Genomic DNA, 19,614 nt, shown 5'->3' on the forward strand with positions numbered 1-19,614 from the left:
GGCTACCCCCGGCTCAGGAACGCCAGTTGGGCCTTCTTCTCCGGGATGTACACGTCCGGCAGGTCGACCTCGGGCAGTACCACCACCGGGCCGGCCGTGAAGCCCTGCCTGAGGAAGCGCGCCATGGCCTTGCCGTTGCGCACGTCCGGGTCCACGACCACCCGGCGGCGGCCCAGGGTCCGGAAGACGTACGACGCCACGACGCCCACCAGCGCCGAGGTCCAGCCGGGCCGCCCGCCCTCGGGGCCGGCGGGGGCGAGCAGCAGGTGGATGCCGATGTCGCCTGGCAGGACGTCGTAGCACTCGCCGACACGGTCCGCCTCCGGCTCGTACGTCTGGAGGAGCGCTACCGGGGTGGCGTCCCGCAGGACGAGGAAGGCGTGGTGGGTGTCCAGTGTGTCCATGTGGGCGTAGATCCCGGCCACCTGATCCCTGGTCAGGCCGTTCATGCCCCAGAAGGACGCCCGTTCCTGGCCGACCCAGCCGTGGACGACCTCGGCGTCGGCGGCGGCGTGCGGGTCGAGCGGGCGGATCCGGACCGTACCGAAGCCCTCGATCAGTTCCTCGTGAACCGGCTCGGACAGTTCAGACAACTCGGAGAGCTCAGACATCGGATTCCTTCTCCAGCCTCGTGAAATCGGTGACGACCGGGACCAGGTCCCCCTCCAGCCACAGGGGGAGTTGGTCGCGGTGGTGGGGCGAGCCGGGGATGCCGGAGGCGCCGAGCGGGACCACCCAGAGGCTCGCCTCGCGGTCGGCCAGGTCCCAGACGTAGCGGGCGGCGGGGCCACGCGCGCTGAGGTCGGTCAGGCCGGGGACGGCCGAGGTGCACAGCACGCAGTCGTGGTCGCCGGAGAGGCCGGGTGCGTCGTACGAGGGGTCGGCGAGGGCCCGCCAGGGGGCGAGGCGGTGGGTGTCGCCCCAGGTGTCGTGCCCCGCCCCGGTGGACCGGGCCGCCACCTCCTCGACCGCCGCGCGGACGGTCCCGGGGCGGTCGACGCCGTACAACTCCTCGACCCGCAGGAGGTGTTCCAGCGCGAAGCCGATCCGGGGGAGCAGGGCCAGCCAGGGCAGGAGGACCTCGGGGTAGGCGGGTGGGACGGACAGCGCGGCGAAGGCCGGGTGCGCGGCGAGTCGCCGTACGACCGCTCCGCGCACCGCCGCGTACACGGCCGCGGGCACGCTGCTCGCGTCCATGCGGCGGTCCCAGGCAAGGAGGGTCTGCCGGATGCGGTCGGCCTCGGGGGTGAGGCCGTCCAGGGCGGCCAGGAGGTCCAGCAGCGGGGCCGCGGAGGCCAGTTGGGTGTCCATGTGAATCACCGGCATGTCGGCGGCCGACCAGCGCTCCCTCTCCCCCAGCAGGGCCGTGATGCGGTCCACGCGGTGCGGTGGGGCGAACTCGACGCCCAGGGGTGCGGCGAGGCCGCGATGGTTGGCCATGGCGGCGACGCCGTCGACGAGCCCGCCCCGGGGCGTCTCGTGCCGGCCCTGCCAGTCGTGACCGGGCTCCCAGGCCGGAACGAGCCGGACCCGGTTGGCCTCCGACCGCACCGGCACCGTCCCGGCGACGCGGTGCAGCAGGCCGCCCTCGGTGTCGGCGGCCTGGACGACGTTGACGGGCTCGGCCCAGAGGTCGACGGCCCGGTCGACGTCGGCGACGCGGCGGGCGCGGAGGAGGGGGAGGAGGGCGCTGAAGCCGAGGTCGGAGGTGACGCGGGGCGGGTAGCGGAGGGCGACGGCGAAGGGTGGGTCGTTGTCGTCCAGGGGATCGGGGAGCTCTTCGGGGCCGGGGAGCCCGTCGGGGTCGGGGAGCCCTTCGGAGCCTTCGGCCCCATCGAGCCGTTCGGCTCCCTCCCCGTCGAAGCCTTCGGCCCCGTCGAACCCAGTGGCCCCGTCGAACCCATCGGCCCCGTCGAACCCAGTGGCCCCGTCGACCCCGTCGACCCCATCGCCCCCGTCGACCCCATCGCCCCCTTCGGCCCCATCGCCCCCTTCGACCCCTTCGACCCCATCGCCCCCTTCGGAGCAACCTTCCTGCAGATCGGGAAGCCCCTCCGGCCCCCCGATCACCACCGGCCCCCGCTCCGTCTCGATCACCTCGACCTCGACCGGCTCCTCCCCCGCCACCTCCACGACCTCGGTGTGCCGCACGGCGCGCCGCCACACCCCGTCCGGACCCAGGGCCTCCACCCCGGCCCCCGTACGCCGCAACCGCTCCCGGTACAGGTCCTGGTAGTCGGCCATGGCGTTGGTGATGGCCCAGGCGACCGTGCCGGTGTGGCCGAAGTGGGCGATGCCGGGGATGCCGGGGACGGCGAGGCCGATGACGTCGAACTCGGGGCAGGAGAGGTGGATCTGCTGGTAGACGCCGGGTTCCTCGATGAAGCGGTGAGGGTCGCCGGCGATGATCGGGCGTCCGGTGACGGTCCGTTCGCCGCTCACCAGCCAGCCGTTGCTGCCGGAGGTACCGGGCCCGTCGGTGGCGAACAGCGCGACCGCGTCGGCGCCCAGATGCCGTACGACCTGCTCGCGCCAGAGCTTGGCCGGGAAGCCGGCGAACAGGATGTGGATGCCGAGCCAGACGCCGAGCGGGGTCCAGGGCTCCCAGCGGCCCGGCTCGAGTCCGGTGCGGGCGAACTCCGGCGTACGCCCCGCCCCCTCGGCCAGCGCCTCGTTGACCCCGCCGACGTACGCCCGTACCCACTCCGCCGTCTCCGGGTCCCGCCGCTCCAACTCGGCGAAGCAGCGTCTCGCCGTGTCGTCGAGGCGGGCCCGTCTGACGAACCGGTCCCAGGGCAGGGCCGCGGCGCCGAGGAAGGACGCGGAGGTGCCCTGGGACCGGTGCCGCTCCACCTCCAGCTGCCAGGCCCGGTCGAGGGCGGTGACGCGGCCCTGGACGCGAGCGAGTCGTCTCGCGTCGTCGGCGCGGAGATGCGGAATGCCCCAGGCATCGCGGAAGATCTCGCCGGTCACCTGTGCCCCTCCTTTGCTTTTTGCTTTAGGTTAGCCTTGCCTAAGTCATTGGTGCAGGAATGGTACGTGAAGGGTGAACAAGCCATGGGGCAGGGGCACGGCTGGGAGGGCGCGGTCCTGAAGCTGCTGCGCGCGAAGGACTTCGTGTTCACGGTGACGGGAGCCGAGGACGTCACCGAGCACTACCGCCGGGTCCACCTCGCGGACGGCGGCATGCTGGCCGCGACCGGCGTCCACCCAACCATGTGGGTGCGCCTGTGGTTCGACAACGCGGGCAAGCCCCACCAGCGCGCCTACACCCTGGTCGACCCGGACCCGGCGGCCGGCACCTTCAGCCTGGAGTTCGCCCTGCACGAGGGGTGCGCCAGCGACTGGGCGCGCACGGCCAAGCCCGGCGACACGATCGAGGCGACCATCCACGGCACGGGCTTCGAACAGCCCGACCCCGCCCCCTCCCACGTCTTCGCCGTCGCCGACCCGGCCTCCCTCCCCGCACTCAACTCCCTCCTCACCGCCCTGGACCCGTCCCCGGCCACGGTCTGGTTCGAGGGCGGCGAGCACGACGGTCTCCCCTTCCGCACCACCCCCTCCCGCCACGACATACGAACCCTGCCGAGGCGCGACGCCGGCGCCCACCTGGTCGCCGAGGTAAAGGAGGCCCTGCCCGACCTCCTCAAGGGCACCTCCGACCCGTACGTCTGGATCGCCTGCGACACGGCGACGACCCGGGCCCTGACGTCGTACGTCCGCAAGGAGCTGGGCCTGCCGAAGCAGCGGGTGAACTCGCTGGGGTACTGGCGCGCCTGACGGGCCGGGGCCCCGGCGCCCGGCCCGCCGAAGGCCGCGGGCTCGTGGGGTGGTGGGCGCGAAGTGCGACGGTTTCCGGAAATCTGTCGCACTCCGCGCGCAGCCGACCTGTCCCCGTCGGATTCGCCAGCAGCGCCCACGGCTGCGGGGCAGGGGCCCAGGAGGCATGATCGGGGCATGGACGTCACCCTTCACCTCGCCCAGGACCCCGAGGCCGACGCGCTCCTCGGCCGCAGCCCGCTCGCCGCGCTGGTCGGCATGCTGCTGGACCAGCAGGTGCCGATGGAGTGGGCGTTCAAGGGGCCGCGCACGATCGCGGACCGCCTCGGCGCGGACGACCTGGACGCGCACGACATCGCCGCGCAGGACCCGGACGCCTTCTCCTCCCTGCTCTCGGAGAAGCCCGCCGTACACCGCTACCCCGGGTCCATGGCCAAGCGGATCCAGCAGCTGTGCCAGTACCTCGTCGAGCACTACGACGGTGACGCCGACCTCGTCTGGAAGGGCGTCGACGACGGCCGCGAACTGCTGCGCCGCCTGGAGGACCTGCCCGGCTTCGGCAAGCAGAAGGCCCAGATCTTCCTCGCCCTGCTGGGCAAGCAGCTCGGCGTCCGCCCCCAGGGCTGGCAGGAGGCAGCCGGCGCCTACGGCGAGACGAAGTCCTTCCGCTCCGTCGCCGACATCACCGGCCCCGAGTCGCTGGCCAAGGTCCGGGCGCACAAGCAGGAGATGAAGGCGGCCGCGAAGGCGGCGAAGAGCGCGGGGAAGTAGAGGGGGGCCCGCTCCGTGCTGTCATTCGAGTGGCCCGTCCCCGATGGCGAGGTGGGCCGGGTCGTTCTCAGCATGGATCATGAGCGAGTCACCGACCGGCTCCCCGTGGGGTCGGGACTACGACGACCGGCACGTCCATGCCGGGCACACGCCCGGGCCGGGAACCGGCACGGCCGCCCATGAGCCCGAGCCACCGCTCGAAGGCCCCCTGCACGCCCTCTCCCGCGCCGCCTGGCAGGTCGTCCTCGGCACCGGCGTCTGCTCGCTGGTCCTGGGCGTCCTGGTCCTGGTCTGGCCGGGTGCCCCGCTCTTCGTCTCCGGGGTCCTCTTCGGCCTCTACCTCCTGATCAGCGGCGTCTTCCAGCTGGTCGCGGCCTTCGGCACACACCGGACGACCTCGCTACGGGTGCTGGCGTTCATCAGCGGCACCCTGTCGGTCGTCCTCGGGCTGTTCTGCTTCCGCCGCCCGATGCAGTCGGTCCTGCTGCTCGCCCTGTGGATCGGCATCGGCTGGCTCATCCGTGGCATCTCCCAGCTGCTGGCCGCCGCCTCCGACAAGTCCATGCCGGCGCGCGGCTGGCAGATGCTCCTGGGGATCGTCACCGTCCTCGGCGGAATCGTGCTGATCGACTCCCCGATCGAGTCGGTCACCGTGCTGATGGTGCTCGGCGGCTGCTGGCTGGTCGCGGTCGGTGTCGTCGAGATCGTTCTGGCGCTGCGGATCCGGGGGCGGGCCCGCCAGGTCCCGCGAGAGCTGTGATACGCGCCGCGAACCGGTACGCCGAGCGGGCGGTTCTCCCCCCGAACGGGATGAACCTCGTACGGCCACCGGGGAGATGACCTTCCGTGAGTACCGCGAGTACCGCACGACGCCCCTCGCTCAGCCGCGCCTGGCTGCGGGTCCTCGTGCTGCTGCTCGCCCTCCTGGTACCGGGCGCCCACGCCCAGGCCCACGCCGCCGCCCTGCCCACCGTGGCCGGCGCCATGGGTTCCTCCGGTGAACTCGCCGAGCACGACGTCCTCGACACGGTCCTGCGGCCACCGGCCCGCCCCGACCGGCGCGACGCGTCCCGCCCGGGGCGACGCGGTCCCGGCCCGCTGCCTCGACCGGCACGCACCGCCCCGCCACGGCCGTCGTACGCCTCCCACCTCCCCCGCCTCCCGCACCTCCTGCGCACCGTGGTCCTGCGCTGCTGACCGCCCCGCCCCGTCACGAGGCCAGTCAGTACGAGCGGTACGACACAAGGAGCAGGAGCACCGTCATGCCCACCGACCACTACGCGGTCCTGCGCGCCCTCCTGCGCGCGGAAGCCGTACGCAACACTCCGAAGCCGCAGTCGAAGAAGGACAAACCGCAGCATCCCCCGAAGGACCGGGAGCGCGGCTGAATGCGGGCGCGGCGGAGGCGGGTCTTCTCCGGGTCACCGCCTCCGCCGCGCCGTACCGAACATGCCGCTCCCGACGACCTGTTCCACGACGGACGCCTCGCGCATCCCGTCCGGCCCCTTGGCCCCGCGCGACGCCTCCAGCCTCTCGTCCGCCGACTCTCCGTCCACAGCCTGTGCATACCGCCGGTACGACGCGGACCTGCGCGTGCTGGACGCGGTTGCCCAACTGACCGGCGTCTGCGTCACGAAGAAGACGCCGCCCCCTTTCGAGCGAATCAGCCGCACGGTCTGCGCGATCGAGTCAAGGAAAGCCTTCGACGCTTCGGCCTGTCGGCGTCCCCGACCTCGGGTCACGATCACCAGCTTCGGCCCGGTCCTGCAGGACAGGCCCTAACCCCCGCCGCCCCTACCCGTCCCATCCCTGGGGGCTGGCGCCCCCAGACCCCTGCTGTCGGCCCTACGGGCCTCGTCCTCAAACGCCGGACGGGCTGAAAGAGCAAATTCAGCCCCTCCGGCGTTTGAGGAGCGGGGTCTGGGGCGGAGCCCCAGAAGGATGGGACGGGTAGGGGCGGCGGGGGCGTAACCCTCCGTTCCCCCCACCACTTCCTCCGGCTTTGCCGATTCCTCCCCGTTTGCCACCTCTTTTCCAGCACCGCACTCCGTCGTCATGGCTGCGCCCGGAAGGTCTTGACCGGTAGGCTTTCCGTGTGATCTTCAAGCGCATCGGAAACGGCCGGCCGTACCCCGACCACGGCCGGGAAAGCACCCGGCAGTGGGCGGACGTCGCGCCGCGCCCGGTCCGCCTCGATCAGCTCGTGACGACCAAGGGTCAGCTCGATCTGGAAACACTGCTGGCCGAGGACTCGACGTTCTACGGCGACCTCTTCGCGCACGTCGTGAAGTGGCAGGGCGACCTCTACCTGGAGGACGGCCTCCACCGCGCGGTGCGAGCGGCGCTCCAGCAGCGCCAGGTACTGCACGCGCGCGTCCTCGAACTGGACTGACCCCGCGCCCGGTCCGACGCGGCCGGGGCGTAAGGACGTAGCCAGTTGCCCCTTTCGGGTTGGACCGCGCGGCCTCGAATGATCATCTAGTAGGCATTGCCGCTCGCGCGCACTACGCTGCGCCCATGAGCATGCTGACTCCCCCGGGCATGGGCGGCCAGTACCGGATCAAGGGGGACAAGTACCCGCGGATGCGCCGTCCCCGGCGCCGCGGCAGGCTCGTCGTCGCCACCGTCGCCTCGGCCGCCGCGGTCGGATTGATCGGCTGGGGCACACTGCAGCTCATCGACGTCTTCACGGGCGGCGGTGGAGAGGCCTCGGCGGCAGGCCCGAAGGCCGACTGCCGGACCGGCGCGACCCCGTCCGCCACGCCCACCGCCCCGGCCGCACTGCCCAAGCCGGGCAAGGTCACCGTCAACGTCTTCAACGCCACGACCCGCAGCGGCCTCGCCAAGCAGACCGCGGACGAGCTGAAGAAGCGCGGCTTCAAGATCGGTGACGTGGGCAACGCGGCCAAGGAGTTCGACAAGAAGGTCAAGGGCACCGGCCTCCTGCTGGGCCCGGCCGCGTCCCTGAACACCTCGCTGCCCGTCCTCGCCACCCAGCTCAGCACCGCCGAACGCCGCACCGACCCCGCCCGCGAGGGCGAAGCCGTCGACCTGATCATCGGCAACGGCTTCAAGGAGCTGACGAAGAGGGCGGACGCCGACAAGACCCTGGCCGCCCTGGCCGAGCCGAAACCGACGCCCACTGACAAGAAAGCCTGCTGAAGCGCCCCTCAAGGGGACAGCCGCCACACGACCGTCCCGCTACGGCGCACAGGCGAACGAGCCCGCCCTACTCAGCGGCCCCGTAGAGGCGGTCCCCGGCGTCGCCCAGGCCCGGGACGATGTACCCGTGCTCGTTCAGATGGTCGTCCACCGCGGCCGTCACCACCGTCACCGGCGTCCCCGCCAGCTCCCGCTCCATCAGCTCGACACCCTCGGGCGCGGCGAGAAGCACCACGGCCGTCACATCGTCCGCGCCGCGCTTGATGAGCTCCTGGATCGCCGCGACCAGCGTGCCGCCCGTGGCGAGCATCGGGTCGAGGACGTACACCTGGCGCCCGGAGAGGTCCTCGGGCATCCGCGAGGCGTACGTGGAGGCCTGGAGCGTCTCCTCGTTGCGGATCATGCCCAGGAAGCCCACCTCGGCGGTCGGCAGCAGCCGGACCATGCCGTCCAGCATGCCGAGGCCGGCCCGCAGGATCGGCACCACCAGCGGGCGCGGGTGGGAGAGCTTGACGCCGGTGGTCTCGGTGACCGGGGTCGTGATGTCGACCGCTTCGGTGCGCACGTCCCGCGTGGCCTCGTAGGCGAGCAGGGTGACCAGCTCGTCGGCCAGCCGACGGAAGGTCGCGGAGTCGGTGCGCTGGTCGCGCAGCGTGGTGAGCTTGTGGGCGACCAGGGGGTGGTCGACGACGTGGAGACGCATGTCCACAACAGTAACCGGGCCCGGTGGGCCCAGCGTCCTCACGCGCGGCAAGCCCCGGGCCAACACTTCACCCTCACGCTGGCATCAAACCGCCCATCAGAGGGAAAGTGGGAGGGACGAACCAGGGGTAGTCCGGGGCAGTCCGGGAGTGGTGAGCCCATGCCTGATCGTGAGTCCCCAGCGGACACCGCGCAGGGGGAGGCGGACGCAGCGCGCCGTCGGCGCCGCGCCCAGTTCCTGCGGGAACTCGCCGAGGCCCGCGCCCTGCGGGACCGCGTCCAGCCGCGCCGCGCCAAGGCGGCCCGTCTGCGCCACGCCCTGCGCATGCGAACGTTCCGCTGGTAGGGCGAGGTCCCGGGGAAGATCCGCGTCCGTCGGGGGCGTTGGAGCGGTGGTCGTGCGTGGACAGCGGGAAAAGCCGCGTACGATCCGCACGTGGCGGCAACGAGTGTGCTGGTGAGTCCTTCACGGACGTGCTCGCGGACCCCCTCGGGCCAACGCGATCAAAACTGCCGGACACAGGGAGCCGAAGACGTCCCCTGAACGCCTTGTTTCTGCCACGATTCCGAGTGGGTGGGCTCGGAGCACAGCTCTCCCCGCCCCCAACCTCCGCCGGGGGGACCCCCAACCGGCACGCCTATGACCAGTGGGAGAGTCACGGTGTACTTCGCCGCACTGCTCGCGCGCACCGAAGACGGGTGGGAAGCGAGCGACACAGAGCTCGACGATGTGGAGACCCTGTCGGACCTGGCCGAGCTGGCCCGTGAAGCCTCACCCGAGGACGACACGGTGCTTGTGCTCATCGAGCAGGAGGACGCCTGGTTCGGCGTCGTCCGGATCGACGGCGAGGACGACCCTCGTATCTACGTCTCGGACGCCGCCGCCGCTGCCCGCAGCAGCTACGGGGAGATCCTGCTCACCGACGAGCTGCTCGGAAGGGAGCCCGGCGACGACAGCGCCGACCTGGACTCCCTGGACCTCGACGGCACGGAGGAGCCCGACGGCGACTCCGAGGACGACGAGGACGGCGGCTCCGCCGAAGCCGTTCCGCACAGCCCCGTCGGCGATACCGAGATCCTCGACGACCTCGGCGTCGGCGAGAAGGAGCTGAAGGCCCTGGACGCCGAGGACGCGCTCGGTGCCATCGCCGAGGCGCTGGGCGCCTCGGAGGTGCTGGAGACCGTCCGCTGACCTCGTCCGACCGGGGGTCGGCGCCCGACGTGCCCGACCCCGTACGCGACCGCTGGCGGGCCGCGATGCGGCTCGCCCTGGACCAGGCCGAACTGGCCGTCCGGGGCGGGGACGTTCCCGTCGGCGCCGTCGTGCTGTCCGCCGACGGCACGACCGTGCTCGGCGTCGGCCACAACGAGCGTGAGGCGACCGGCGATCCGACCGCGCACGCCGAGGTGCTGGCGATCCGGCGGGCCGCCGCAGAGGTGGGCGAGTGGCGGCTGGCCGGCTGCACGCTCGTCGTCACGCTGGAGCCCTGCACCATGTGTGCCGGCGCGCTCGTGCAGTCCCGGGTGGACCGGGTCGTGTACGGCGCCCGGGACGAGAAGGCCGGCGCGGCGGGCTCCCTCTGGGACGTCGTGCGCGACCGGCGGCTCAACCACCGGCCCGAGGTGATCGAGGGCGTGCTCGCCGCTGACTGCGCCCGGATTCTCACCGAGTTCTTCCGGGACCGGTGACCCGCGGGCCCTCCGCGGAGGGCGATACGAGCCCGGCGAATACCGATTTCAGAGCACGGCCCGGCGTGCTGTAAGGTCTCCCTCGGTAGCGTGTCCGAGCGGCCGAAGGAGCTCGCCTCGAAAGCGAGTGTGGCGCAAGTCACCGAGGGTTCAAATCCCTCCGCTACCGCTCTCAGAAGGGCCCCGTCGAAAGACGGGGCCCTTCGTGCGATCATGTGCGGTCGATGGGGCAAAAGAGACAGGGGAGGCCGCCGTGGCGGTGAATTCGAAGAAGGTCGCCGTCTACGTCGTCGTGGTCTTCGTGTTCTACGTGATCATCACGGACCCGGAAGGGGCCGCCGACTACGTACAGATAGGGTTCCAGGGCATATCGGACGCCGCCAAGGCCATCGGTGACTTCATGACGTGGGTCGCCAACGGAGGCGGCAGCTAGGGAGTACGCACATGATCCGCCACCTGGTCCTCTTCAAGCTCAACGAGGGCGTCGAGCGCGACGACCCGCGGGTCGTGGAGGGCGTCGAGGCCTTCCGGTCGCTGGAGGGCAAGATCCCCGAGCTGAGGCACTGGGAGCTCGGCTGGAACATCAGCGACCGCCCCATCGCCTACGACTTCGCGATCAACTCCGCCTTCGAGGACACGGCCGCCCTGCGCGCGTACGTGGAGCACCCCGAGCACCAGGCGGGCGTCACGCTGTGGCGGGAGTTCGCCACCTGGGTGATCGCCGACTACGAATTCTGAGGCGCGGCACCCCGGTCCACCCGGAACCCCCAGAGCCCTCCGCCGTAACGACGGGGGGCTTTCGCGTGTCTTACGCACCGATCCATTCCCAACACGGGATTATGCGGTACTTGAACACAATGAACTGTCTTGTGATGCTATGACCGCTTTTGACGGATGAGTTGATGGATCACGAGGTGGAGTTGACCGTGCCGGCCAGTACTGCGCCTCAAGCCCCGACCCACTCACCCCAGGAGGACACTCCCGCGTCCCCGCCGCCCCGCAGCCGCGGCGCCGACACCCGGGCGCTCACCCAGGTGCTCTTCGGGGAGCTCAAGGAGTTGAAGCCGGGCACACCGGAGCACAACCGCGTGCGCGGGGCGCTCATCGAGGCCAACCTGCCGCTTGTGCGCTACGCGGCCGCCCGCTTCCGCTCCCGCAACGAGCCCATGGAGGACGTGATCCAGGTCGGCACCATCGGGCTCATCAACGCCATCGACCGTTTCGACCCGGACCGGGGCGTGCAGTTCCCGACGTTCGCCATGCCGACTGTCGTCGGCGAGATCAAGCGGTACTTCCGCGACAACGTCCGCACGGTCCACGTACCGCGCCGGCTGCACGAGCTGTGGGTCCAGGTCAACAGCGCGACCGAGGACCTGACCACCGCCTTCGGACGCACCCCCACCACCGCCGAGATCGCCGAGCGGCTGCGCATCACCGAGGACGAGGTGCTGTCCTGCATCGAGGCCGGCCGCTCGTACCACGCGACCTCACTGGAGGCCGCGCAGGAGGGCGACGGGCTGCCCGGACTGCTGGACCGGCTCGGCTACGAGGATCCCGCGCTGGACGGCGTGGAGCACCGCGACCTGGTCCGGCATCTACTGGTGCAACTTCCCGAACGCGAGCAGAGAATCCTGCTTCTGCGCTACTACAGCAACCTCACCCAGTCGCAAATCAGTGCGGAACTCGGGGTATCCCAGATGCACGTTTCGAGGCTACTCGCGCGTAGCTTCCAGCGGCTGCGTTCGGCGAACCGGATCGACGCCTAACCGGAAACAGGAGCGAGCGGTCACCGTCCCGAGCGAATCGCTCACCAGGGCGGATCCCGACAGTTCTGGGCCGAAAGACCGTCAGACCCCCTTTATCCAGGGCCGATTCAAGTCTCACATGTCGACATGTCACTACAGCGTGTTGCCGACATGTGACATTCTTCGGGAAGCGCGTTTGCCGTGGCTTCGGCTCCGGTATTCAGGTGAAGGCTGGCGTTCCTCGATCGGAGCGTTCGCCATACCGTCCCGCGACCCAAAGGGGGTGGCATGTCCGCAGACCAGGGCAGCTCGAAGGTGCTCACGCTCACAAAGAGCGAGTCCGCGCCCGACGCCGTTCTCGACGACGTCACGGCTCTGGAGGCCGTGCCGGCCCCGGCCCTTCCGACGTCGGATTCGATCAACACCCGCACCCTGTCCCGCTCCCTGTTCCTGCGGCTCGCCGCACTGGACGAGAACAGCCCCGAGCGCGCTTACGTCCGGGACACCCTGATCGAGCTCAACCTCCCGCTCGTGCGCTACGCGGCGGCCCGCTTCCGCTCGCGCAACGAGCCGATGGAGGACATCGTCCAGGTCGGCACCATCGGCCTGATCAAGGCGATCGACCGCTTCGACTGCGAACGGGGCGTGGAGTTCCCGACGTTCGCGATGCCGACGGTGGTCGGCGAGATCAAGCGGTTCTTCCGCGACACCTCCTGGTCGGTGCGCGTCCCGCGCCGGCTCCAGGAGCTGCGCCTGGCGCTCACCAAGGCCAGCGACGAGCTCTCCCAGAAGCTGGACCGCTCCCCGACGGTGACCGAACTCGCCGCCGTGCTGGGCGTGTCCGAGGAGGACGTGGTCGACGGCCTCGCGGTCGGCAACGCGTACACCGCCTCCTCGCTGGACTCCCCGGCCCCGGAGGACGACGGCGGCGAGGGCTCCCTGGCCGACCGGCTCGGCTACGAGGACACCGCGCTGGAGGGCGTCGAGTACCGCGAGTCCCTCAAGCCGCTGCTGGCCAAGCTGCCGCCCCGCGAGCGGCGGATCATCATGCTGCGCTTCTTCGCCAACATGACCCAGTCGCAGATCGGCGAGGAGGTCGGCATCTCCCAGATGCACGTCTCCCGGCTGCTGACCCGGACCCTGGCGCAGCTGCGCGAGGGCCTGATCTCCGACTGACCCCTTCCGCTCCCTTCATATTTGACGGAGCGTCAGTCACCATGGCCCGATGCTTCGCCGGATATGGACGACCACGACACCCGGCCGTCGGTGCGCCCTGATCGGCGCGTCGACGGCCGTCGTCTGCCTGGGCGGGGTGCTGGCCGCGTGCGGTGGCGGCGGGAGCGGTGACGGGTACGTCGCGACGGGGGCGGCGGGCGGTCCGCCGAGGGTCTCCGCCACGGCCGGGGCGCCGACGGGCGAGGTCACGTTGGTGCCGTTGGTGCCGTTGGTGCCGTTGGACGGGCCGGAGAGCGGCGGCGGTGCGAGCAACATGCCGGGACGGCAGGGGAGTCAGGAGCCGGCGTCCCCGGCTTCACCCGGAGCAGGTCAGAGCCCGGCCCGGCCTTCGAGCGGCCCCGTTTCCACGGCCACCGCAAGCGGCGCGGCCCCACGGCCGGGAAGCTCACCCGAGCCCTCGGCCTCCTCGACGCCCTCGGACTCGGACTCGGCGGCTCCCCCGGCAACCGCCTCGCCGGCGAAGCTGACCGTGAGCGCCCCCGTACGGGAGCCCACGGACCAGCGCTGGTGCGAGAAGGTCACCCTCGGCTTCCGCAACTCGGGCGGCACCGCCGTCCGTTCCGGCACCGTCACCTTCGGCACGCACGTCATCGGCGCGCTAGGCATCGACTGGGCGACGGTCGAGTCCACGGAGAAGCTCCCGGCGCCGATCGGGGCCGGGAAGCGCAAGAAACAGACGTGGACGGTGTGCCTCGACGCCTGGCGTGTGCCGCTGGGCATGCACGTCGAGACGCGGGACGTCACCGTCCGGTGGGAGTAGCGGCCGTACGGCCTACTTGAACGCCAGCCACGCCACCGCGGCGACGACCGCCACGGCGAGGACGACGCCGAGGATCACGCCGATGCGGGGACCGGAGGAGGCGGCGGCCTGCTGCTGACGACCGCCCTGGGGGCCCTCGTCGACGAACGCGCGGAACATCTGGGTGTTGCCTGCGGGGTCGTGGTTGCCCTGGGGGCCCTGGGTGTTAGCCATGGCCTGAGACCCTAGCGAATTAGCCCGTTCGGCCCAAGTGGGGGCTCCCGCCCTGCACAGGGGGTCACAGGACCCACCCCACCTGCACATTTACGGTCGCAATACTTGCCTTTGCCAAGTTTTTGCGGCTCAGCCTCCTCTTTTGTTTGCCTGTAGCAACCAACAGCTTCTATGGTTGCCCTAAGCAACAAACTACGGAGGTGTGATGGCCGAGCAGGCGCAGTACGAGGAGCTGGTCCGTCAGTTCAGCGCCTTCGGTGCCGTGAAGCGGGAGATGGGACGGACGCTGCCGTCCGACTGCCCCGCTGGTTCCGCCGCCGTACTGACCTTGCTGAGCCGCCACGGGCACATGCGCATGAGCAAGCTCGCCGAGCTGCTGGCCGTGGACATGTCGGTCACCAGCCGCCATGTGACGCACGTGGTCGAGCGGGGCTGGATCGAGCGGTCCCCCGACCCGGCGGACAAGCGCTCGCGCATCCTGCGTCTCACGCCCGCGGGCGAGGCACAGGTGGACCGGCTGTCCCGGTGCACCACCGAGATGCTCGCCCGGCGCCTGAGCGACTGGACCGACGACGAGGTGGCCCAGCTCACCCGGCTCATGGCGCGGCTCAGGTCGTGCTTCGACGAACAGTCCCCCCGTACACCCGCGACACCCGCGATCACCCAGTAAGAGAAGGAAGCCCATGGCAACGACCACACCAGCCGGTGTGCGGGCCCACGCCAAGCATTCGTCGGGCGCCCACGCCGACGGCGCTCCGATGTCGCACCGGCAGATCATGGAAGCGCTGACCGGGCTGCTGCTCGGCATGTTCGTCGCGATCCTGTCGTCGACGATCGTCTCCAACGCCCTGCCCGACATCATCAAGGACCTGGGCGGCGGCCAGAGCGCCTACACCTGGGTGGTCACCGCCTCGCTGCTGGCGATGACCGCGTCCACCCCGCTGTGGGGCAAGCTCGCCGACCTCTTCTCCAAGAAGCTGCTCATACAGCTGGCCCTCGTGATCTTCGTGGCCGGCTCCGCGCTGGCCGGTCTGTCGCAGAACGCCGGGATGCTCATCGGGTTCCGCGCGCTGCAGGGCATCGGCATGGGCGGTCTGTCCGCGCTGGCCCAGATCATCCTGGCCGCGATGATCTCCCCGCGTGAGCGCGGCCGGTACAACGGCTACCTCGGCGCCACCTTCGCCACCGCGATGGTCGGCGGCCCGCTGATCGGTGGCGTCATCACCGACACCGACTGGCTCGGCTGGCGCTGGTGCTTCTACGTCGGCGTGCCCTTCGCCGTCGTCGCGCTGATCGTGCTGCAGCGCACCCTGCACCTCCCGGTCGTCCGCCGGAAGGTCAAGGTCGACTGGGCCGGCGCCTTCTTCATCACCGCCGCGGTCTGTCTGCTGCTGGTCTGGGTGACCTTCGCCGGTGACAAGTACGACTGGCTGTCCTGGCAGACGTACGCGATGACGGGCGGCGCGCTGGCACTGCTGCTGATCTTCGTCCTCGTCGAGTCCAAGGCGAGCGAGCCGATCATCCCGCTGCGGCTCTTCCGCAACCGCACCATCACCCTCGCCTCGCTGGCCTCCCTCTTCGTCGGCATCGCGATGTTCGCGGGCACGATCTTCTTCAGCCAGTACTTCCAGCTGGCCCGCAACGAGTCGCCGACCATGTCCGGCGTCCTGACGATCCCGATGATCGTCGGCCTGTTCGTCTCGTCGACCGTCTCCGGCCAGGTCATCACCCGTACCGGCCGCTGGAAGGCCTGGCTGCTGGCCGGCGGTGTCCTGGTGACGGCGGGCCTCGGGCTGCTGGGCACGATCCGCTACGACACCGAGTACTGGCACGTCGCGATCTTCATGGCCCTGCTGGGTCTCGGCGTCGGCATGATGATGCAGAACCTGGTCCTCGCCACGCAGAACCAGGTGGACCCGAGCGACCTGGGCGTCGCCAGCTCGGTGGTGACCTTCTTCCGCTCCCTCGGCGGCGCCATGGGCGTCTCGGCGCTCGGCGCGGTCCTCAGCCACCGCATCACCCACTACGCCGAGGAGGGCCTGACCAAGCTGGGCGTGCAGGGCTCGTCGGGCCACGGGGAGATCCCCGACCTCGACAAGCTGCCCTCCCCCGTTCGCACGGTCATCGAGGGCGCGTACGGCCACGGCGTCGCGGACGTCTTCCTGTACGCCGCGCCGATCGCCTTCCTCGCCCTCCTGTTCGCCCTGTTCATCAAGGAGGTCCCGTTGAAGACGAAGGGCGCCCTGGCCCAGGCCGCCGAGGGCAGCGAGCCCGCGACGCCGGAGCCCGCCCAGACGGCCGCGCCGGCCGCCGCGCAGGAGCGGGTCCCGAGCTGGGCCACCGCCGCCTCCGACACCGAGGTCTCGACTGAGGGCACCCAGAAGCTCGCCGCCGTGGCCACGGTGGCCCGGCCCGAGGAGACCGCCGGTTCGGCCGGCGGGGTGCCCGTCCGTGGTTTCGTCCGGGGCGCCGAGAGCGCGCCCGTGCCGCAGGCCGCCGTCACGCTGATCTCGCTGGCCGGACGGCAGCTGGGCCGCTCGGTGGCGCAGGCCGACGGTGCCTACGCCGTGGACGCGCCCGGCGCGGGCTCCTACGTCCTGATCGCCTCCGCCGACGGCTTCCAGCCGCAGGCCTCCACGATCGTCGTGAACGGCGACGAGCCGGTGGCGTACGACATCCTGCTCAGCGGCACCAGTGGGCTGAGCGGTGTGGTCCGGGCCGCGGGGAGCGCGCTGGCCGTCAAGGACGCGATGGTGATCGTCACCGACGTCCGCGGCGACCTGCTGGCCACGGCCGCCACCGGTGAGCAGGGCGAGTTCAGCTTCGCCGAGCTGGTGCCGGGTGCCGTGACCGTCGCGGTGAACGCCGCCGGATACCGGCCGCGCGCCCTGCCCGTCGAGATCGGCGGCACCGGCGTCACCCGGATCGAGGTCGACCTGGAGGCAGGTGCCCAGGTCCAGGGCGTCGTACGGGCGCCGCACGGTCCGCTGGCCGACGCGCGGGTCACCCTGGTCGACGCGGCGGGCAACGTCGTCGGTACCGCGACTACCGGTCCGGACGGGGCGTACGCCTTCACCGACCTGGACGGCGGCGAGTACACGGTCATCGCGACGGGCTACCCGCCGGTGGCGACCGCGCTGACGGTGACCGGCCGCGGCGCGGACGACCACGACATCACGCTCGCCCACCCGGGCGAGTAGCGTGGCCCGGTCGTGCCAGGCGCCGCGCGGCAGGCGGGAGATTGACGACCGGGCCACCCCCCGGCCCGTGGCGGTTGGCGCGCTCTGAGCGGAGGTGCGCCGCGCCACGGGCCGGATTCTTTTTGGCCAATTTGTAAGTTTTTGCAGGGAGTTGGACGGGATGGGACTGACGGGACTGACCGCGAGGATCCGCACCCGGGACGGATGGGCCGTGTCGCACGCGGTCGTCACCGTGACCGACATGACCGGAACGCAGGTGCTGCGGGCGGAGGCGGACGCGGAGGGGGCCGTACGGGACGCGAACCCGCTGGCCCCGGGGGCGTACACCGTCATCGTCACCGCCGTCGGCTACGCGCCCGCCGCCGCGAGCGCCATCGTCACGGCGAGCGGACGGGCCGAGGTGGGCACGGTGACGCTGGCCCGGCAGGGCGGCACGGAGCTGCCGCCGCCCGGGCCGTGGACCATCGACCCGGCGCACTCCGGTGTGGCCGCCGTCGCCCAGCACCTGGGCATCTCCAGCGTGCGGGGCCGGTTCACGCACTTCGCCGGCGCCATCGAGATCGCGCCGGACGACGTCACCAAGTCCCGCGTGGAGGCCGTGATCCGGGCCGACTCGATCGATACGGGCAACGACATGCGGGACGGGCATCTGAAGTCGCCGGACTTCCTGGACGTGGAGCGGTATCCCGAGATCACGTATCGGTCGACCGGGGTCACGGCGGCCACGGGCTCCGACCGCTGGACGGTCCACGGCGAGCTCGGCATGCACGGCGTCGTACGGCCCGTGGACCTGGACCTGGCCTACCTCGGCACGGGCGCGGACCCCTGGGGCGGGACCCGGGCGGCGTTCCGGGCGACGACGGAGCTGCATCGGGACGACTTCGCCATGAACTACAACCAGGTCGTCCAGGCCGGCATCGCGGCCATCGGGACGACCTTGAAGGTGGAGCTGGACATCCAGGCCGTGCAGGGGGAGTCGCTGCCCCTAGGCTGAGTTCATGGCACCGAACATCGCTACGAACACCCGCGTATCGCTCGAAGAGTTGCTGGACTTCGTACGGCCCCGTCATCGCGCCCTGCTGCTGACCCGGCGGGCCGACGGCAGCCCGCAGGCCTCGCCGTTGACCTGCGGGGTCGACGACTCGGGGCGGATCGTGGTCTCCACGTATCCCGAGCGGGCCAAGACGCGCAACGCCAAGCGGGATCCCCGGGTGAGTGTCCTGGTCCTCAGCGACGACTGGAACGGGCCGTGGGTGCAGATCGACGGTTCCGCGGAGGTGATCGACTCGCCGGAGTCCGTGGAGCCGCTCGTGGAGTACTTCCGGAACATCTCCGGGGAGCATCCGGACTGGGACGAGTACCGGGAGGCGATGGTGAAGCAGGGGAAGTCGATCATTCGGGTTACGCCGGAGTCGTGGGGGCCGGTGGCGACGGGTGGGTTTCCAGCGCGGCTGGTTTCGGACGGCGCCTAAGAACTCGGGAGGTGCGGGCCATCTGGCGACTGCGGGTTCGATGTGGCTGGTCGCGCCCACGCGGCGGAGCCGCACATCAGGCAGAGTCCCGCGCCCCTGATGGGGCGCTTCGCGCCACCATCGTTTCAATGCCTGCCACCAACAGGTCCAGGGCGAACTCGAAGTCCCGTTGCCACATTTCCTCGACCGTGTCGCCGCCGCGGGCCTCCATGAGTTCCGCGGACTCCTGGACGATGTCGGCGGTGTCGGGGGCCTGGGTGACCGTGCTCATGGCGTGCTGGAAGTAGTCGTCCGGGGTCATGCCGAAGGCGGCGCTGCGGGTGATGAAGTGGCCCTCCATCGTGCCGAAGCCGTAGACGAACTGGAAGACGGCGGAGATGGCGGCCACCAGGCCGTGTGCGGGCAGGCCGGTCTTGCGGATGACGCGCTGGACGAGACGGGAGAACTCCAGGCTGTTCGGGCCGATGTTGACGTAGGTGCCGATCAGCGGCGACAGCCAGGGGTGACGGACCAGCAGGTCGCGGTAGCCGCGGGCCAGTGCGCGCAGCTGGTCGTGCCAGTCCTCGTCCGCCTCCGGGTCGGGCAGCGTGAGTTCGCCGAACGCGGCGTCGAGGGCGAGTTCGAGGAGGTCGTCCTTGGTGTCGACGTACCAGTAGACGGACATCGCGGTCACGTTCAGCTCGGCCGCCAGCCTCCGCATGGAGAACTTGGCCAGCCCCTCGGCGTCCAGCAACCGCACGGTGGCCGCGGTGATGCGGTCCCGGTCGAGCCCGGAGGGCTGTCCGCCGCCACGCCCGCCTCGCCGCTCCTTGCCCTCCAGCCAGACACTGGCCCGCGCGGCATCCCGACCTGCCCTAGCCATGGCGCACCTTCCTAGACATTCG

The 19,614-nt window shown here is 71.0% G+C and carries 27 protein-coding genes, 1 tRNA gene and 1 pseudogene; 20 read left to right on the forward strand and 9 right to left on the reverse strand.

Going from position 1 to position 19,614, the window contains the following annotated elements:
- Window positions 1-2: 2 nt before the first annotated feature.
- Complete coding sequence (locus AQJ67_RS43155) at window positions 3-611, reverse strand: GNAT family N-acetyltransferase (RefSeq protein ID WP_062725482.1); 609 nt, start codon at window positions 609-611, stop codon at window positions 3-5.
- Window positions 604-2,973, reverse strand: a complete 2,370-nt coding sequence (locus AQJ67_RS43160; protein ID WP_062725483.1) for a penicillin acylase family protein — start codon at window positions 2,971-2,973, stop codon at window positions 604-606. The genes AQJ67_RS43155 and AQJ67_RS43160 overlap by 8 nt, the downstream gene beginning before the upstream one ends.
- Window positions 2,974-3,057: 84 nt before the next feature.
- Between AQJ67_RS43160 and AQJ67_RS43165 the strand changes: the two genes are divergently transcribed.
- From AQJ67_RS43165 to AQJ67_RS50335, 5 genes are all read left to right on the forward strand, one after another.
- Window positions 3,058-3,780 (forward strand): siderophore-interacting protein, encoded by a 723-nt coding sequence (locus tag AQJ67_RS43165; RefSeq protein WP_062725485.1) that lies wholly within the window; start codon window positions 3,058-3,060, stop codon window positions 3,778-3,780.
- 177 nt (window positions 3,781-3,957) lie between these two features.
- Window positions 3,958-4,551 (forward strand): HhH-GPD-type base excision DNA repair protein, encoded by a 594-nt coding sequence (locus tag AQJ67_RS43170; RefSeq protein ID WP_062725487.1) that lies wholly within the window; start codon window positions 3,958-3,960, stop codon window positions 4,549-4,551.
- A gap of 79 nt (window positions 4,552-4,630) precedes the next feature.
- Entirely contained in the window at window positions 4,631-5,311 is a 681-nt protein-coding gene (locus tag AQJ67_RS43175) for an HdeD family acid-resistance protein (RefSeq protein ID WP_062725489.1), read from the forward strand.
- Window positions 5,312-5,397: 86 nt separating this feature from the next.
- Window positions 5,398-5,748 carry a hypothetical protein gene (locus AQJ67_RS43180; protein ID WP_063807425.1) on the forward strand — a complete coding sequence of 117 codons (351 nt, stop codon included), beginning with the start codon at window positions 5,398-5,400 and terminating at the stop codon, window positions 5,746-5,748.
- Window positions 5,749-5,813: 65 nt separating this feature from the next.
- Entirely contained in the window at window positions 5,814-5,939 is a 126-nt protein-coding gene (locus AQJ67_RS50335) for a hypothetical protein (protein WP_279616928.1), read from the forward strand.
- A 33-nt stretch (window positions 5,940-5,972) separates the two neighbouring features.
- Here AQJ67_RS50335 and AQJ67_RS50535 read toward each other — a convergent pair whose 3' ends face one another.
- Together AQJ67_RS50535 and AQJ67_RS50930 are read right to left on the reverse strand one after the other, a co-directional pair.
- Window positions 5,973-6,107 (reverse strand): hypothetical protein, encoded by a 135-nt coding sequence (locus tag AQJ67_RS50535; RefSeq protein WP_341846202.1) that lies wholly within the window; start codon window positions 6,105-6,107, stop codon window positions 5,973-5,975.
- Between the two features lie 105 nt (window positions 6,108-6,212).
- Window positions 6,213-6,299: pseudogene (locus AQJ67_RS50930) on the reverse strand (hypothetical protein); the annotation flags it as partial.
- Between the two features lie 347 nt (window positions 6,300-6,646).
- Here AQJ67_RS50930 and AQJ67_RS43190 point away from each other — a divergent pair.
- Window positions 6,647-6,943 (forward strand): type II toxin-antitoxin system VapB family antitoxin, encoded by a 297-nt coding sequence (locus AQJ67_RS43190; protein ID WP_003999914.1) that lies wholly within the window; start codon window positions 6,647-6,649, stop codon window positions 6,941-6,943.
- Between the two features lie 149 nt (window positions 6,944-7,092).
- A complete protein-coding gene (locus AQJ67_RS43195; protein ID WP_062725494.1) occupies window positions 7,093-7,713 on the forward strand; it encodes a LytR C-terminal domain-containing protein in 621 nt (206 codons plus the stop codon).
- A gap of 67 nt (window positions 7,714-7,780) precedes the next feature.
- On the opposite strand, the gene upp is transcribed toward AQJ67_RS43195, so the two are convergent.
- A complete protein-coding gene (gene upp / locus AQJ67_RS43200; RefSeq protein ID WP_062725539.1) occupies window positions 7,781-8,416 on the reverse strand; it encodes a uracil phosphoribosyltransferase in 636 nt (211 codons plus the stop codon).
- Between the two features lie 159 nt (window positions 8,417-8,575).
- On the opposite strand from upp, the gene AQJ67_RS43205 reads away from it, so the two are divergent.
- The 8 genes from AQJ67_RS43205 to AQJ67_RS43240 all read left to right on the forward strand — a co-directional run bounded on the left by AQJ67_RS43205 (window position 8,576) and on the right by AQJ67_RS43240 (window position 13,025).
- Window positions 8,576-8,761: a hypothetical protein gene (locus AQJ67_RS43205; protein ID WP_062725495.1), complete on the forward strand. Its 186-nt coding sequence runs from the start codon at window positions 8,576-8,578 to the stop codon at window positions 8,759-8,761.
- Window positions 8,762-9,076: 315 nt separating this feature from the next.
- Window positions 9,077-9,607: a tRNA adenosine deaminase-associated protein gene (locus tag AQJ67_RS43210; protein ID WP_062725497.1), complete on the forward strand. Its 531-nt coding sequence runs from the start codon at window positions 9,077-9,079 to the stop codon at window positions 9,605-9,607.
- A gap of 65 nt (window positions 9,608-9,672) precedes the next feature.
- Window positions 9,673-10,104: a tRNA adenosine(34) deaminase TadA gene (tadA, locus tag AQJ67_RS43215; protein WP_244190799.1), complete on the forward strand. Its 432-nt coding sequence runs from the start codon at window positions 9,673-9,675 to the stop codon at window positions 10,102-10,104.
- Between the two features lie 84 nt (window positions 10,105-10,188).
- Window positions 10,189-10,273 (forward strand) — tRNA-Ser (locus AQJ67_RS43220).
- 84 nt (window positions 10,274-10,357) lie between these two features.
- Complete coding sequence (locus AQJ67_RS43225) at window positions 10,358-10,537, forward strand: hypothetical protein (protein WP_062725501.1); 180 nt, start codon at window positions 10,358-10,360, stop codon at window positions 10,535-10,537.
- Window positions 10,538-10,548: 11 nt separating this feature from the next.
- The gene (locus AQJ67_RS43230) at window positions 10,549-10,842 is read left to right on the forward strand and encodes a Dabb family protein (protein ID WP_062725503.1); all 294 of its coding nucleotides are present in this window, start codon (window positions 10,549-10,551) and stop codon (window positions 10,840-10,842) included.
- A 164-nt stretch (window positions 10,843-11,006) separates the two neighbouring features.
- Window positions 11,007-11,870 carry an RNA polymerase sigma factor SigF gene (locus AQJ67_RS43235; protein WP_208615148.1) on the forward strand — a complete coding sequence of 288 codons (864 nt, stop codon included), beginning with the start codon at window positions 11,007-11,009 and terminating at the stop codon, window positions 11,868-11,870.
- Window positions 11,871-12,137: 267 nt separating this feature from the next.
- Window positions 12,138-13,025 carry an RNA polymerase sigma factor SigF gene (locus tag AQJ67_RS43240; RefSeq protein ID WP_062725507.1) on the forward strand — a complete coding sequence of 296 codons (888 nt, stop codon included), beginning with the start codon at window positions 12,138-12,140 and terminating at the stop codon, window positions 13,023-13,025.
- 36 nt (window positions 13,026-13,061) lie between these two features.
- On the opposite strand, the gene AQJ67_RS50545 is transcribed toward AQJ67_RS43240, so the two are convergent.
- Window positions 13,062-13,340: a hypothetical protein gene (locus tag AQJ67_RS50545; RefSeq protein ID WP_062725508.1), complete on the reverse strand. Its 279-nt coding sequence runs from the start codon at window positions 13,338-13,340 to the stop codon at window positions 13,062-13,064.
- 54 nt (window positions 13,341-13,394) lie between these two features.
- Window positions 13,395-13,580 (reverse strand): hypothetical protein, encoded by a 186-nt coding sequence (locus AQJ67_RS50550; protein WP_062725510.1) that lies wholly within the window; start codon window positions 13,578-13,580, stop codon window positions 13,395-13,397.
- Between AQJ67_RS50550 and AQJ67_RS50555 the strand changes: the two genes are divergently transcribed.
- A complete protein-coding gene (locus AQJ67_RS50555; RefSeq protein ID WP_062725512.1) occupies window positions 13,555-13,845 on the forward strand; it encodes a hypothetical protein in 291 nt (96 codons plus the stop codon). The genes AQJ67_RS50550 and AQJ67_RS50555 overlap by 26 nt on opposite strands.
- Before the next feature lie 12 nt (window positions 13,846-13,857).
- Here AQJ67_RS50555 and AQJ67_RS43260 read toward each other — a convergent pair whose 3' ends face one another.
- Window positions 13,858-14,058, reverse strand: a complete 201-nt coding sequence (locus AQJ67_RS43260) for a hypothetical protein (protein ID WP_062725514.1) — start codon at window positions 14,056-14,058, stop codon at window positions 13,858-13,860.
- A gap of 205 nt (window positions 14,059-14,263) precedes the next feature.
- Here AQJ67_RS43260 and AQJ67_RS43265 point away from each other — a divergent pair, with 205 nt between their 5' ends.
- The 4 genes from AQJ67_RS43265 (at window position 14,264) to AQJ67_RS43280 (ending at window position 18,730) form a co-directional block, all read left to right on the forward strand.
- Window positions 14,264-14,728: a MarR family winged helix-turn-helix transcriptional regulator gene (locus AQJ67_RS43265; protein WP_062725516.1), complete on the forward strand. Its 465-nt coding sequence runs from the start codon at window positions 14,264-14,266 to the stop codon at window positions 14,726-14,728.
- An 88-nt stretch (window positions 14,729-14,816) separates the two neighbouring features.
- Complete coding sequence (locus AQJ67_RS43270; RefSeq protein ID WP_062725541.1) at window positions 14,817-17,258, forward strand: MFS transporter; 2,442 nt, start codon at window positions 14,817-14,819, stop codon at window positions 17,256-17,258.
- A gap of 160 nt (window positions 17,259-17,418) precedes the next feature.
- The gene (locus tag AQJ67_RS43275; RefSeq protein WP_062725518.1) at window positions 17,419-18,252 is read left to right on the forward strand and encodes a YceI family protein; all 834 of its coding nucleotides are present in this window, start codon (window positions 17,419-17,421) and stop codon (window positions 18,250-18,252) included.
- Between the two features lie 4 nt (window positions 18,253-18,256).
- Window positions 18,257-18,730, forward strand: coding sequence for a PPOX class F420-dependent oxidoreductase (locus AQJ67_RS43280; RefSeq protein ID WP_062725520.1), 474 nt, complete (start codon window positions 18,257-18,259; stop codon window positions 18,728-18,730).
- A gap of 76 nt (window positions 18,731-18,806) precedes the next feature.
- On the opposite strand, the gene AQJ67_RS43285 is transcribed toward AQJ67_RS43280, so the two are convergent.
- Window positions 18,807-19,592, reverse strand: a complete 786-nt coding sequence (locus AQJ67_RS43285) for a TetR/AcrR family transcriptional regulator (protein ID WP_062725522.1) — start codon at window positions 19,590-19,592, stop codon at window positions 18,807-18,809.
- Window positions 19,593-19,614 lie beyond the last annotated feature (22 nt).

This window comes from Streptomyces caeruleatus (assembly GCF_001514235.1).
GTDB lineage: Bacteria > Actinomycetota > Actinomycetes > Streptomycetales > Streptomycetaceae > Streptomyces > Streptomyces caeruleatus.